The sequence below is a fragment of the Nitratireductor basaltis genome (assembly GCF_000733725.1).
Classification (GTDB): Bacteria; Pseudomonadota; Alphaproteobacteria; order Rhizobiales; family Rhizobiaceae; genus Chelativorans; species Chelativorans basaltis.
Map to the genome: position 1 here is coordinate 179921 of NZ_JMQM01000002.1, position 13333 is coordinate 193253.

General features: G+C 60.2%; 15 protein-coding genes. 8 read left to right on the forward strand and 7 right to left on the reverse strand.

Features of this window, described 5'->3' with window-relative positions:
• Positions 1 to 7: 7 nt before the first annotated feature.
• The 7 genes from EL18_RS13230 to infC all read right to left on the reverse strand — a co-directional run bounded on the left by EL18_RS13230 (position 8) and on the right by infC (position 6701).
• Positions 8 to 994: a Gfo/Idh/MocA family protein gene (locus EL18_RS13230; RefSeq protein ID WP_036486367.1), complete on the reverse strand. Its 987-nt coding sequence runs from the start codon at positions 992 to 994 to the stop codon at positions 8 to 10.
• A 25-nt stretch (positions 995 to 1019) separates the two neighbouring features.
• The gene (gene pheT, locus EL18_RS13235) at positions 1020 to 3425 is read right to left on the reverse strand and encodes a phenylalanine--tRNA ligase subunit beta (protein WP_036485213.1); all 2406 of its coding nucleotides are present in this window, start codon (positions 3423 to 3425) and stop codon (positions 1020 to 1022) included.
• Complete coding sequence (locus EL18_RS13240; RefSeq protein ID WP_051914273.1) at positions 3422 to 3961, reverse strand: hypothetical protein; 540 nt, start codon at positions 3959 to 3961, stop codon at positions 3422 to 3424. The genes pheT and EL18_RS13240 overlap by 4 nt, the downstream gene beginning before the upstream one ends.
• A gap of 11 nt (positions 3962 to 3972) precedes the next feature.
• Positions 3973 to 5058, reverse strand: a complete 1086-nt coding sequence (pheS, locus tag EL18_RS13245; protein WP_036485215.1) for a phenylalanine--tRNA ligase subunit alpha — start codon at positions 5056 to 5058, stop codon at positions 3973 to 3975.
• A 219-nt stretch (positions 5059 to 5277) separates the two neighbouring features.
• Positions 5278 to 5679, reverse strand: a complete 402-nt coding sequence (rplT, locus tag EL18_RS13250) for a 50S ribosomal protein L20 (protein WP_036485217.1) — start codon at positions 5677 to 5679, stop codon at positions 5278 to 5280.
• Between the two features lie 32 nt (positions 5680 to 5711).
• Entirely contained in the window at positions 5712 to 5912 is a 201-nt protein-coding gene (rpmI, locus tag EL18_RS13255; RefSeq protein ID WP_036485219.1) for a 50S ribosomal protein L35, read from the reverse strand.
• Positions 5913 to 6164: 252 nt separating this feature from the next.
• Positions 6165 to 6701 carry a translation initiation factor IF-3 gene (infC, locus tag EL18_RS13260; RefSeq protein WP_081871237.1) on the reverse strand — a complete coding sequence of 179 codons (537 nt, stop codon included), beginning with the start codon at positions 6699 to 6701 and terminating at the stop codon, positions 6165 to 6167.
• A 177-nt stretch (positions 6702 to 6878) separates the two neighbouring features.
• Here infC and EL18_RS13265 point away from each other — a divergent pair, with 177 nt between their 5' ends.
• From EL18_RS13265 to accD, 8 genes are all read left to right on the forward strand, one after another.
• Complete coding sequence (locus tag EL18_RS13265; protein WP_036485226.1) at positions 6879 to 7676, forward strand: alpha/beta hydrolase; 798 nt, start codon at positions 6879 to 6881, stop codon at positions 7674 to 7676.
• A 105-nt stretch (positions 7677 to 7781) separates the two neighbouring features.
• Complete coding sequence (locus EL18_RS13270) at positions 7782 to 8201, forward strand: DUF2852 domain-containing protein (protein ID WP_036486370.1); 420 nt, start codon at positions 7782 to 7784, stop codon at positions 8199 to 8201.
• Positions 8202 to 8322: 121 nt separating this feature from the next.
• Complete coding sequence (locus tag EL18_RS13275) at positions 8323 to 9069, forward strand: M48 family metallopeptidase (RefSeq protein ID WP_244444600.1); 747 nt, start codon at positions 8323 to 8325, stop codon at positions 9067 to 9069.
• Positions 9070 to 9236: 167 nt separating this feature from the next.
• Positions 9237 to 9881, forward strand: a complete 645-nt coding sequence (locus EL18_RS13280; protein ID WP_036485232.1) for a phosphoribosylanthranilate isomerase — start codon at positions 9237 to 9239, stop codon at positions 9879 to 9881.
• A gap of 18 nt (positions 9882 to 9899) precedes the next feature.
• Positions 9900 to 11123, forward strand: a complete 1224-nt coding sequence (gene trpB / locus EL18_RS13285) for a tryptophan synthase subunit beta (protein ID WP_036485234.1) — start codon at positions 9900 to 9902, stop codon at positions 11121 to 11123.
• Positions 11123 to 11449 carry a divalent-cation tolerance protein CutA gene (gene cutA / locus EL18_RS13290; protein WP_036485237.1) on the forward strand — a complete coding sequence of 109 codons (327 nt, stop codon included), beginning with the start codon at positions 11123 to 11125 and terminating at the stop codon, positions 11447 to 11449. The genes trpB and cutA overlap by 1 nt, the downstream gene beginning before the upstream one ends.
• On the forward strand, positions 11446 to 12288 hold the full coding sequence (trpA, locus tag EL18_RS13295; protein WP_036485241.1) for a tryptophan synthase subunit alpha: 843 nt from the start codon (positions 11446 to 11448) through the stop codon (positions 12286 to 12288). Before cutA ends, trpA begins: the two co-directional genes overlap by 4 nt.
• 64 nt (positions 12289 to 12352) lie before the next feature.
• On the forward strand, positions 12353 to 13309 hold the full coding sequence (gene accD / locus EL18_RS13300; RefSeq protein ID WP_036485244.1) for an acetyl-CoA carboxylase, carboxyltransferase subunit beta: 957 nt from the start codon (positions 12353 to 12355) through the stop codon (positions 13307 to 13309).
• Positions 13310 to 13333 lie beyond the last annotated feature (24 nt).

Genomic DNA, 13333 nt, shown 5'->3' on the forward strand with positions numbered 1-13333 from the left:
AGACGGCCTAAACCGTCTCCCAGCCCTCATGCTCGCCCGCCCGGAAGATGGCATCGATGAAGCGCTGGTTCTTCACCGATTCTTCCAGTGCGAACAGATGGGCCTCTTCACCCTTCACCGCCTTGGCGAAGGCTTCCGCCTGCAGGCGGTACTGGCGGGTGTCGCCGAAGCGGAAGGTCGTGGATGAGCCGTGAGCGAGGTCATGCAGGATCACGCGATCATCGCCATAGATGCGTGAATTGAAGGGCGTATCCACCTCGATGAAGCCCTTGTCGCCGTGGAAGGCCATGGTCTGGCGGGCAGCCATCTGTGTGGAGACGTAGAAGCTGAGTTCGAAGTCTCCGCAATCCGCCTTCACGCTTGCATATATATCGGTGCCGAATTTCGGATCGCGCTCGACCACCGCCTGAACACGCTGCGGTTCCGTCTTCGTCACGAACCGGGTGGTCACGGTCGGGTAGACGCCGATATCCGGCAGGCCACCGCCGCCAAGTTCGGGCCGGTTGCGCATATTGTCGGGATCGACATTGTGATAGGTGAAGGCACCCTGCACATGGCGCAGGCGCCCGATCGCGCCACCGGCGATAAGGTCATGCACCTTCTGCCATTGCGGGTGGTAGGTCACCATGAAGGCCTCGGACACGACCACCTTGTTGCGGTCGCGCGCCTCGATCACTGGCTTGATGTCATCGGCATTGAGTGCGAGCGGCTTTTCCACCAGCACATGCTTGCCGGCATCTGCAGCCTTCACCGCCCACTCGACATGCTGGGAGGTGGGCAGCGGGATGTAGACCGCATCCACATCGTCACTTGCCAGAAGCTCGTCATAGGAGCCGAAGACATGGGGAATGCCGAAGCGGTCGGCTACCACCTGCCCACGCGCAGGATCGCGGCTGGCAATGGCTGTCACCACATTGTCTTCAGCATCGATGATCTGCGGTATCACCTGCTCCCGCCCGATCTTGGCCGTCGAAAGAATTCCCCAACGCAGCATGTCTGCCTCCTCTGGTACCTGAATGTCAGCCGCGCAGCGTACCGCCGGTCTGCTTTCCCACATTCTGGACGATCTTGCCTGCCAGCGCCTCGAAGTCTTCATCCGTCAGCGTCTTGTCGCTGGGCTGGATAGTGACTTCGATGGCTACCGACTTCTTGTCCTCGCCGAGCGAAGCGCCTTCGAAAATGTCAAAGACATTGACGCCGGTAATCAGCTTCTTGTCCGCACTCGCAGCGGCGCGCGTGATGCTGGATGCCTCGACGGTCTTGTCGACCACGAATGCGAAATCGCGTGTGACAGCCTGAAGCTGCGAGATCTCCAGCTTTCCGCGCGAGCGCGTCGCCTTCTGCTTCGGCTCGGGGATCGCATCGATGAAGACCTCGAAGCCGCAGAGCGGGCCGTCCACATCCAACGCCTCCAGCGTCGAGGGATGGAACTCGCCGAAGGTTGCCAGGATGATCTTCGGTCCAAGGCGGATCGTGCCGGCACGGCCCGGATGGTACCAGGACGGGGCTTCCGCCACGACCTGCAGCTTGTCAGCCGGTGCGCCGCAGGCTTCCAGCACTGCCAGTGCGTCTGCCTTGGCATCGAATACGCCAACCGGCCCTGCATTGCCCGACCAGTCGCGGCCCTGACGCTCCATATGGGCAGTGCCGCGGCGCACACCCGATGCGACGCGGCGCTGACCCTTGGGCGCGTCACTCTCATAGGTGCCGGACACCTCGAACATCGCGATATCGGCGCGACCACGATCCACATTGCGCTGCACGGCCTTCAGGAGACCCGGCAGCAGCGATGGCCGCATGTCGGACATGTCGGATGCGATCGGGTTCGACAGGCGCAGATTTTCCGCACCACCGCCGAACAGTTCGGCTTCCTGTGCCGAGACGAAAGACCAGGTCAGCGCTTCTGCCATGCCGCGCACGGCCAGCGCACGGCGCGCGAGGCGAGTGCGGATCTGGAGCGTGGTCAGGATACGGCTGTTCACCGCTCCAAAGGATCGCAGCGGCTCGGGCTTGATCTCGTTCACGCCGTTGATGCGCAGTACTTCCTCGACAAGATCGGCCTTGCCTTCGACATCCGGACGCCAGGACGGAACCGAAACCGTTGCCGCCTCGCCCTTGTCTTCCACCTTGAAGCCAAGGCGGGCGAGAATGTCAGCGGAAGTCTTCGGCTTGATCTCGATGCCGCCCAGCCGGGCAACTTCCGAATAGGGGAAGGAGATGGTCTTGGGCTCTTGTGGCTTGTAGCCCTCGACCTGCCGCTCGCTCGCCTCACCGCCGCAGATTTCCTGCACAAGGCGCGTTGCAAGCTCCAGGCCATCGACCATGAATTCCGGATCAACCCCGCGCTCGAAACGATAGCGCGCATCGGTGATGATACCGAGCGCGCGACCGGTGGAAGCTATGTTCATTGGGTCCCAGAGAGCCGATTCGATCAGCACATCGGTGGTGTTCTCGTCACAGCCGGAATGCTCGCCGCCCATGATGCCGGCGATGGATTCAACGCCATTGTCGTCCGCGATGACGCACATGTCGGAGGTCAGCTCATATTCGCGCTCATCAAGCGCGAGAAGCTTTTCGCCGTCCTTCGCGCGGCGCACGGTGAGATTGCCCTTCACCTTGGCCATGTCGAAGACGTGGAGCGGGCGGCCGCGGTCGAAGGTGATATAGTTGGTGATGTCCACCAGCGCGTTGATCGGGCGCAGGCCGATCGCCATCAGGCGCTGCTGCATCCATTTCGGTGACGCGCCGTTCTTCACGCCGCGCACGGCACGCAATGCAAAGCCGGGGCAGAGTTCCGGCGCCTCGATGGCAACCTTGACCGGCGTGTCACCGCTGCCGGAAACGGCCGCAACGCTGCCATCCTTCAATTTGCCCAGCCCTGCGGCAGCAAGGTCGCGCGCAATACCATACACACCGGTCGCATCCGGACGATTTGGCGTGAGGCCGATCTCGATGACCGGGTCATCCAGCTTGGCCCATTCGGCAAAGGCCGTTCCGACAGGCGCATCCTCGGGCAGATCGATAATGCCTTCATGGGCATCGGAGAGAAGAAGCTCGCGCTCCGAGCACATCATGCCGTGACTTTCCACGCCACGGATCTTGCCGACCGACAGCGTGACATCGATGCCAGGAACATAAGTGCCTGGTGCGGCGAAAGCACCGACGAGGCCTGCGCGGGCATTGGGAGCGCCGCAGACGACCTGAACCGGCTTGCCCTCGCCCGTATCCACCGAAAGCACCTGCAGCTTGTCGGCATCGGGATGCTTTTCCGCACTCAACACCTTTGCGATGCGAAACGGCTTGAGCGCGGACTTGTCGTCCACCTCCTCGACCTCAAGGCCGATCTCGGTCAGCTTGGCCACCACCTCTTCAAGCGTGGCGTCGGTTTCAAGGTGATCCTTGAGCCAGGAGAGCGTGAATTTCATTCGGAAGTTGCCTTATCTTCGGTTTCTTCGTTGCTGCCCAAAGCACCAGACCAGAGGTAACCCTTTTCGCCGGTACCATCGCCTACCCATTCTCGATTGAGGTCGTCAGCTTCAACGATGAACTCGATCCCGGTGTTATCTTTTCCCATAAGGCCCCGATCGACCACTTCATACCCCACTATCTTTCCTTGCCTGTAGGACGGCAGGCTGCGGGATTCGTGAAGCGCAATGTAAGCACCGTTGCGCAAGCTGTTCGCAACGTTCTCTTCGGCAACCACCCACGACCTAGAGCGAAATCTGCCGTCCGATTCAAAGGTCACTCCGTGGTCTTTAGCGCATACGAAGTGATAGCCCGCCACGTAGCCTTTATTAACCCCAACAACACGCTTAGCCTTAGCTGGTGCTCGCTTTTGGAGCTCCTCCTGGCACATTGCTACTACGTCATCGGCCCCCAGACGCCGAGCATTGTTCTGCAGCGTTCTAATGTCTTCTGTTGACATGGCAGTTATACGTTCAGGCGTGTAACCGTGCCGCATACCACTCCTCCTCAGCTGCTCAGTCCACCAAACAAAGTCGGCATGTCGAGCGGGCGGAAGCCGTAGTGTTCTATCCAGCGCAGATCGGCATCGAAGAAGGCGCGGAGATCCGGCATTCCGTATTTCAACATGGCGATGCGGTCGATGCCCATGCCCCAGGCGAAGCCCTGATAGACGTCGGGATCAAGCCCCGCATGGCGCAGCACATTGGGGTGGACCATGCCGCAGCCCAGAATTTCCAGCCAGTCCGAGCCTTCGCCGATGCGTACCTCTCCGGGCGTGGAGCGGTCGCACTGGATATCGAGTTCGAAGCTCGGCTCGGTGAAGGGAAAGAAGGACGGGCGGAAGCGCATATTGATCGAAGGCACTTCGAAGAACGCCTTGCAGAACTCCTCCAGCACCCATTTCAGATGGCCGACAGTCGAGGTCTTGTCGACGACAAGCCCTTCGAGCTGATGGAACATCGGCGTGTGGGTGGCATCGGAATCCTGGCGATAGGTCTTGCCCGGGATCACGATCCGGATCGGCGGCTCCTGCGCTTCCATCGTGTGGATCTGCACCGGCGAGGTGTGCGTGCGCAAAAGCTTGCGCTCGCCTTTTTCATCCGGGGGGAAGAAGAAGGTGTCGTGCATCTCGCGGGCGGGGTGGCCTTCGGGGAAATTGAGCGCGGTAAAATTATAGTAGTCGGTCTCGATGTCCGGGCCTTCGGCAATGGAGAAGCCGAGGTCGCCGAATATTGCGGCAATCTCGTCGATGACCTGACTGATCGGATGGATACGTCCGCGCTCGGCCGGGGCCTGCGGCACTGGCAGGGTGACATCCACGCGCTCGCGCTCCAGACGTTCGGCAATGGCGGCCTCACGCAGGACCGTGCGGCGGGCGGTGATTTCCTCCATCACGCGGTTTTTCAGACCGTTGATCGCCGGGCCCATTTCCTTGCGCTCTTCGGGCGTCATGGAACCAAGCGTCTTCAGCTTTTCGGAGACGGAGCCCTTCTTGCCGACAGCCGCGACACGTACGGCTTCCAGGGCCTGCTCATCCGCGGCATTCGCAATCTCGTCGAGGATCGATTTTTCCAGTTGCTCGAGATCAGTCATCGTCTTTCCTTGAACCGCCCGTCTTCGGCGCTTCGGCGCGCCGGTGAATTGTCTGCCACTGACTGCCCCGCAGCGGCCTGTATTTCAACCCCGCGCGATCTCAAGGCAAGTCCTCGAGAGACGCGCGGCGTACGCAATTTCGCACCGGTCAAAGAAAAACCCGCGCCGGCAGAACCAGCGCGGGTTTCCCTTAAATCATCAGCTTCGGGAAGCGCTGGCTTAAGCTACAGCGCCTTCAAACTGGTTCGGCGTCGTGTCCTTGAGGTATTCGAGCGCCGTCTTGGCCTGCTTCACCAGCGCGCCGAATGCCTGCGGCTCGTGGATGGCCATGTCGGACAGGACCTTGCGGTCGATCTCGATACCAGCCTTGTTCAGGCCGTCGATGAGGCGGCCATAGGTCAGGCCATGCTCGCGTGCAGCAGCGTTGATACGCTGGATCCACAGAGCGCGGAAATTACGCTTGCGCGCCTTGCGGTCGCGGTAAGCGTACTGCATCGACTTTTCGACCGCCTGCTTGGCGACACGAATGGTATTCTTGCGACGGCCGTAAAAGCCCTTGGCGGACTTCAGAACCTTCTTGTGCTTGGCGTGGGCGGTAACGCCCCTCTTTACGCGTGCCATTGCATGATCTCCTTATATCTCGTCCGCACTAATCAGAAGCTGTAGGGCATGTATTTCTTGATGATCTTGGTGTCCGGTTCGGACAGGACCATCGTGCCCCGCGCATCGCGGATGAACTTTTTGGAACGCTTGATCATGCCGTGGCGCTTGCCAGCAGCACCGACCTTGACCTTGCCGGTGGCGGTAACCTTGAACCGCTTCTTGACCGAAGACTTCGTCTTCATCTTGGGCATTTTGCTTCTCCGTTTTATGCGCTCGAGCCCATTGTCATTCGGCCACCGCAAGCGGGGCAACAGAACTGGAGTTCAAGCTTTTTCAGCATTTGGAACCGACACGGCATGCCCTGCCGGCCGGTTCGGGACGCGGCGTTATAGCGATAGGGAAGCCGGCACGCAACCGGATTCCGCAACACTCAATTCAAGAAAGAGCGGACTGCCGGAAAGGGCAATCCGCTCCTTCATGTTCTTGAAGATCGGGTGGCGCGATTAGCGCGGCGCCAGGACCATCATCATCTGACGGCCTTCGAGCTTTGGCTCGGCCTCGACCTTGGCAATCTCTTCCACCTCTTCGCGTACGCGATTGAGCAGCTTCATGCCCAGTTCCATATGGGCCATCTCGCGGCCACGGAAGCGCAGGGTCACCTTGACCTTGTCGCCAGCCTCGAAGAAACGCCGCGCTGCCTTCAGCTTCACCTCATAGTCATGGGTGTCGATGTTCGGACGCATCTTGATCTCCTTGATCTCGACGGTCTTCTGCTTCTTGCGCGCTTCGGCTGCCTTTTTCTGGCTCTGGTATTTCAGCTTGCCCAGATCGGTGATCTTGCACACCGGCGGTTCGGCATTCGGCGATACCTCCACGAGGTCGAGCCCGGCATCCTGTGCAATACGCAGGGCTTCGTCGGTTGAGACGACGCCGCGATTGTTGCCTTCGTCGTCGATCAGCTGGACGCGCGGAACGCGGATATCGCGGTTGGCGCGCGGCCCTTCCTTGACCGTGGGAGGCGCTTTGAATGGTCTGCGAATGGTCGTTGTCTCCTCAAATCATTGACGGATCATGTCTACCCGGCGCAGCAGGTTGTCGCCTATGTGCGTTTTGCGGGATGGGTGTCAATAGCATAAGCATAGGCAAGAATCACGCTGCAAGCGCTATGTAGTGCCTGATTTTGCGCGCAAAAGGGTTCAAATTTCGATTCAACAGTCATGGAGAGTGCCGTGTCGGGAAGCGAGTTGCGACAGATCGAGGTGGATGGAACGCGCATCGCGGTGCGCCATCGCACCGGCGGCAGCCCCGGTCTTGTCTGGCTTGGCGGCTATCGATCAGACATGTGTGGCACGAAGGCCTTGGCGCTTGATGAATGGGCGGCATCGAAGCAACTCGCAATGACGCGCCACGACTATTCCGGCCATGGAGAATCCGGCGGTGCTTTCGAGGACGGCACGATCTCACGCTGGCTGGACGAGAGCCTTGTGGTCTTCCGTGAATTCACTTCCGGCCCCCAGATCCTTGTGGGGTCGAGCATGGGCGCGTGGGTGGCGCTGCGCATGATCCAGGAGTTGCACAAGGCCGGAGAGGGTGACCGCGTGGGCGCGCTTCTGCTTCTTGCACCCGCTCCCGATTTCACCTTTGAACTGATGGAGCCCCAGCTGAGTGACGCCCAGCGCGAGATGCTGCAGGAGGAAGGCGTTCTGCGCGAGCCGTCCGAATATTCCGACGAGCCCAATATCTATACGCGCGCGCTTTTCGAGGATGGCGCGAAGAACCGTGTTCTCGACGGTATCATCGACACGCACTGCCCCGTGCATATTCTCCAGGGCATGCAGGACCCGGATGTGCCCTATGCGCATGCGATGAAGCTGGTCGAGCATCTGCCGGCAGATGATGTCACGCTGTCGCTCATTCGCGACGGCGACCACAGACTTTCCCGCCCTCAGGATATCGAGATGATCCTGCGGGTGACGGAAGGACTGATCGAGCAGGTTCAGAAGCGGGTTGCGTAATCAGCGGCAGGCGATATGCGCCTGTTTATCTTGAAATCGCGCATTTCGCCCCCCATCTCATTCATGCGGCCGCGCCCGACTGAACGTGATTTGAGGAACCGTGACATGACCAATTCTGCACTTCTCCGTCCGGCGTGGACGCCGGCGACGATTGCCCTGATGGTGATCGGCTTCATGCTGTTCTGGCCGCTTGGCCTTGCGATGCTCGCCTATATTCTGTGGGGCGACCGCCTGAACGCATTCAAGAGCGATGTAAACCGCGCTACCGACGGCCTGTTCTCTAACTTCAAGGGCGCATCCCAGACCTATGCGTCGACCGGCAATGTCGCGTTCGACGACTGGCGTTCAGCCGAGCTGGAGCGCCTTGAGGAAGAACGCCGCAAGCTGGATGCGATGCGCGACGAATTTGACGAATATGTGCGCGAGCTGCGCCGTGCCCGCGATCGTGACGAGTTCGACCGTTTCATGAACGAGCGCAAGGCCGGGCGCGGAAACCCAGTTACCGAGGCCGGCGACGCGAACTAATTTCGTATCAACCAGCCCAGTCAACTGATGAAACGGCGTCTTAGGGCGCCGTTTCTTTTTTGCCGCGCGAAGCTGTTCCTGCGGCGCCTTCCTGCATTATCATCACGAGATGATTCCCCGGATGCTCAAGCGCACATCCAAGCCAGCCAGACCACCTGAAGACCGGCACATGGACGTGCTTGGGCGACAGGTGCCGTTGCGTGTGGTGGAAAATGCCCGCGCCAAGCGGCTGACCCTGAGAATCGCCGCCGGCGGGCAGTTGCGCGTAACCATTCCGCCAGGGATTTCGGAACGCCAAATCGATGATTTTCTGCAGCGTCATCGCGGCTGGCTGGAGGAACGGCTGAGGAAGCTGCCGGAACATCCGGTGGTGCGGCCCGGCGTGAAGATCCCAATCCGCGGCGTGCCGCATCTGATCTGCCACGAGCCGGGGAAACGGGGAACCGTCGCCCTGGGGGAGAAGGATGGCCAAAAGCTTCTGATCGTGCACGGCGATATTCAGCACCTGCCTCGGCGCATTGCCGACTTTCTCAAGAAGGAAGCGCGCAGGGAGATCGAGCCGCTGGTGCTGAAGCATACGGCAAGCGTTGGCAGACCTGCCAAGGCCACGCGCTACAAGGATACATCAAGCCGCTGGGGCTCGTGTACTTCCGATGGCGTGCTTTCCTTTTCCTGGCGCATCATGATGGCCCCACGTCCCGTCATAGACTATCTGGTTGCGCATGAAGTGGCGCATCTGCGCGAGATGAACCATGGCCCCAGATTCTGGAAGCTGTGCAGGGAGCTTTGCCCCGACACAGACCGCTGCAAGGACTGGCTCAAGCGAAACGGTACGGCGCTGCAGGCGATAAGGTTTCGAAGTGAGTAGTGAGTAGTGAGTAGTGAGTAGTGAGTAGTGAGTAGTGAGTAGTGAGTAGTGAGTAGTGAGTAAGCTGCACTGCGGCGCGGGTGGCAGCGCAAGCGGGGTGCCCAACTTCGCACTATTTTTCTGATTACTATTCACACCATAAGCGTTTCGTGCGAACTCCGGTGCCCATGACACTCGACATCAAGATATGCGGATTGAAGAGCCGCGAGGCCATCGCCACGGCACTGGAGGAAGGTGCCAGCCATATCGGCTTCATCTTCTTCGAAAAAAGCCCGCGCCATCTGGAGCCTGCAGAGGCCGGGCTGCTGCGCGATGCGGCTTCGGGAAAGGCCAAGGTGGTAGCTGTGACGGTTGATGCCGATAATGCGGCATTGGACGAGATCGTCTCGGTTGTCAGGCCCGACATGCTGCAGCTTCATGGCAGGGAAACGCCCGAGCGCGTTGAAGAGGTGCGACAGCGCTACAATCTGCCGGTGATGAAAGCCTTCGCCGTTCGAGAGGCCGGCGACCTCGACAAGATCGAGCCCTACAAGGGCGTTGCCGATCGCTTCCTCTTCGACGCCAAGGCACCCAAGGGGTCTGAACTTCCTGGCGGTAATGGCGTTTCCTTCGATTGGACGCTTCTGGCTCGCCTTGACGAAAGCGTGGACTACATGCTTTCCGGTGGCCTCAATGCGGGCAACATCGCCGATGCACTTGCCGTGGCAAACCCGGCTGGTCTCGATATATCGTCTGGCGTGGAAGACGCGCCCGGCGTAAAGAGCCAGCAGAAGATACGCGAATTCTTCCGCGCCGTTCGCGCCGCGGTCTAAACATCCAGGGAGGCGGGCATGAACCAGCCGGCTCAGCCAAATTCATTTCGTACCGGTCCCGACGAGCAGGGCATGTTCGGCATTTTCGGCGGACGCTTTGTCGCCGAAACACTGATGCCGCTCATTCTCGACCTGCAGGAACACTGGGATGCGGCCAAGAAGGATCCGGAGTTCAAGACCGAGCTCGAGCATCTGAACAAGCATTATACCGGCCGCCCCTCGCCCGTATATTTCGCCGAGCGCCTGACGGAGCATCTTGGCGGCGCTAAGATCTATTTCAAGCGCGACGAGCTGAACCATACGGGCAGCCACAAGATCAACAATTGCCTTGGCCAGATCCTTCTCGCCAAGCGCATGGGCAAGACCCGCATTATCGCGGAAACGGGTGCCGGCCAACATGGTGTGGCATCGGCAACGGTTGCCGCACGTTTCGGCCTGCCATGCGTTGTCTATATGGGCGCCACTGATGTCGAGCGCCAGGCACCGAACGTCTTCCGCATGCGCCTGCTGGGCGCGGAGGTGAAGCCCGTCTCCTCCGGTCACGGCACGCTGAAAGACGCCATGAACGAGGCGCTGCGCGACTGGGTCACCAATGTCGAAGACACCTATTACCTGATCGGAACGGCTGCAGGCCCCCATCCCTATCCGGAACTGGTACGCGAATTCCAGGCCGTGATCGGCAAGGAGACGAAGGAGCAAATTCAGGAGATCGAAGGCCGCCTGCCGGATATGCTGGTGGCGGCAGTCGGTGGTGGCTCCAACGCCATCGGGCTCTTCCACCCCTTCCTTGACGACAAGGATGTGCAGATCGTCGGCGTGGAGGCTGGCGGCAAAGGGCTTGAGGGCGAGGAGCATTGCGCCTCGCTGACGGCTGGCAGGCCCGGCGTTCTTCACGGCAACCGCACCTATCTGCTTCAGAATGAGGACGGTCAGATCAAGGATGGCCATTCCATCTCTGCCGGTCTCGACTATCCGGGTATCGGGCCTGAGCACTCCTGGCTGCGCGAGACGGGCCGCGTCGAATATGTGCCGATCCGCGATGACGAGGCTTTGGAAGCCTTCCAGCTTCTCACCCGCCTTGAGGGCATCATTCCCGCGCTCGAACCCAGCCACGCCCTGGCCGAGGTCATCAAGCGGGCGCCGAAGATGGGCAAGGACCAGATCATCGTCATGAATCTGTGCGGCCGCGGCGACAAGGACATCTTCTCCGTCTCCAAACATCTTGGCATGGATGTGAGCTGATGACCGGCTTCATCGACATATGGGTGACCTGTCCGGACCGGGACGTGGCCGGCAAGATTGCCAAGGCCACGCTGTCGGAACGCATTGTGGCCTGTGCCAACATCTTCGGCACGGTCTCCAGCATCTATCACTGGAAGGGTGCGATCGAGAGCGAGGAAGAAGTGCCGCTTCTTCTGAAGACGCGGGCAGAGCACTTCGAGGCGGTGCGCAAGCTTGTGCGCGAGCACCATACCTATGATGTGCCAGCCATCGTTGCCACGCCCATCACCGAAATCGACACCGACTATGCGGACTGGCTCCGCGACGAGACGAAAGACCCGGCATGAGCGAGACCCGTATCGACCGCCGCATGGCGAAGCTTAAGGCGGAAAACCGCCCTGCCCTTGTCACCTATTTCATGGGCGGCGATCCAGACTACGAGACATCCCTGTCGGTCATGAAGGCGCTGCCGAAGGCGGGCAGCGACATCATCGAGCTTGGCATGCCCTTTTCCGACCCGATGGCCGATGGCCCGGCGATCCAGGCGGCAGGCCTGCGCGCGCTGAAGAACGGTCAGACGCTGAAGCGCACGCTGGAAATGGCCCGCAGCTTCCGTGAGGAAGATGATGAAACGCCGATCGTCATGATGGGCTACTACAACCCCATCTATATCTATGGCGTGGACAAGTTCCTCACCGATGCGAAGGCGGCAGGCATCGACGGTCTGATCATCGTGGACCTACCGCCGGAAATGGACGAGGAGTTGTGCATCCCGGCACTCAAGGCTGGCCTCAACTTCATTCGTCTGGCGACACCGACCACTGACGACAAGCGTTTGCCGAAGGTGCTCGAGAACACCTCGGGCTTCGTTTACTATGTCTCGATGACCGGCATCACCGGCTCGGCACTCACGAATGTGCAGAAGGTTGGCGGAGCAGTGAGCCGCATCAAGGCCCATACGCCTCTTCCCGTCTGCGTCGGTTTCGGCGTAAAGACAGCCGCTCAGGCGCGCGCCATTGGTGCGGAAGCGGATGGCGTCGTGGTGGGCACTGCCATCGTCAATGCAGTTGCAAATGTCATCGGACCGGATGGAAAGACCACCGCCGACCCGGCAGAAGCGGTTGCAACCCTGGTGCGAGGTCTGGCAGATGGTGTTCGAGAAGCGCGGCTGACCGCAGCCGAGTAAAAATTAGAACGGTTTTCTGGGGAGCTTTGAGCTTCCCGCGGGATTGTGAAGGAAGGCGACGGCCATGAACTGGATCACGAGCTATGTGCGGCCGAAAATCAACTCCATGCTGGGCCGGCGCGACATGCCGGAAAATCTCTGGATCAAGTGTCCGGAGACCGGCGAGATGGTCTTTCACAAGGACCTTGAGGAAAATCAGTGGGTCATCCCCGCATCCGGCCACCATATGCGCATCTCGGCCAAGGAGCGGCTTCGCTTCTTCTTTGACGAAGGCAAGTATGAGACGCTGGACAACCCGAAGGTCACCGTCGATCCGCTGAAATTCCGTGACGAGCGCCGCTACACGGACCGCCTGCGCGATGCAAAGGCAAAGACCAACATGGAGGATGCGATCCTCAATGCGGTCGGCGCCATTCATGGCCAGAAGATCGTCGCCACCGTGCAGGACTTCTCCTTCATGGGCGGCTCGCTCGGCATGGCTGCTGGCGAAGCCATCGTGAAGGCGTTTGAAACCGCTGCCGATCGCAAACTCCCCCTCGTCCTGTTCGCCGCATCGGGTGGCGCGCGCATGCAGGAAGGCATCCTTTCGCTGATGCAGCTTCCACGCACCACCGTTGCGCTGGACCGCCTGAAGGAAGCGGGGCTGCCCTATATTGTGGTGCTGACCAATCCGACGACCGGTGGCGTGACGGCATCCTACGCAATGCTGGGCGACATCCATATCGCGGAACCGGGTGCGCTTATCGGCTTTGCCGGCCCCCGCGTCATCGAGCAGACGATCCGCGAAAAGCTTCCGGAAGGCTTCCAGCGCGCCGAATATCTCAAGGAACACGGCATGGTCGACATGGTCGTCTCCCGCCTCGAGATGAAGGCTACCGTGGCGCGCCTCATCAAGATCCTTCTGAAGGTCGAGGAAAAGGTGGAGCTTCTGCCGCCCGCCTCGGAAAGCTCTGAAGCAGTGAAGGTGGAAGCCGACGCGGTGCCAGCCGAGAAGACCAAGAACGAAAATCCCAGCGCTTGACCCGCGATATTGAACCTGGGGCAT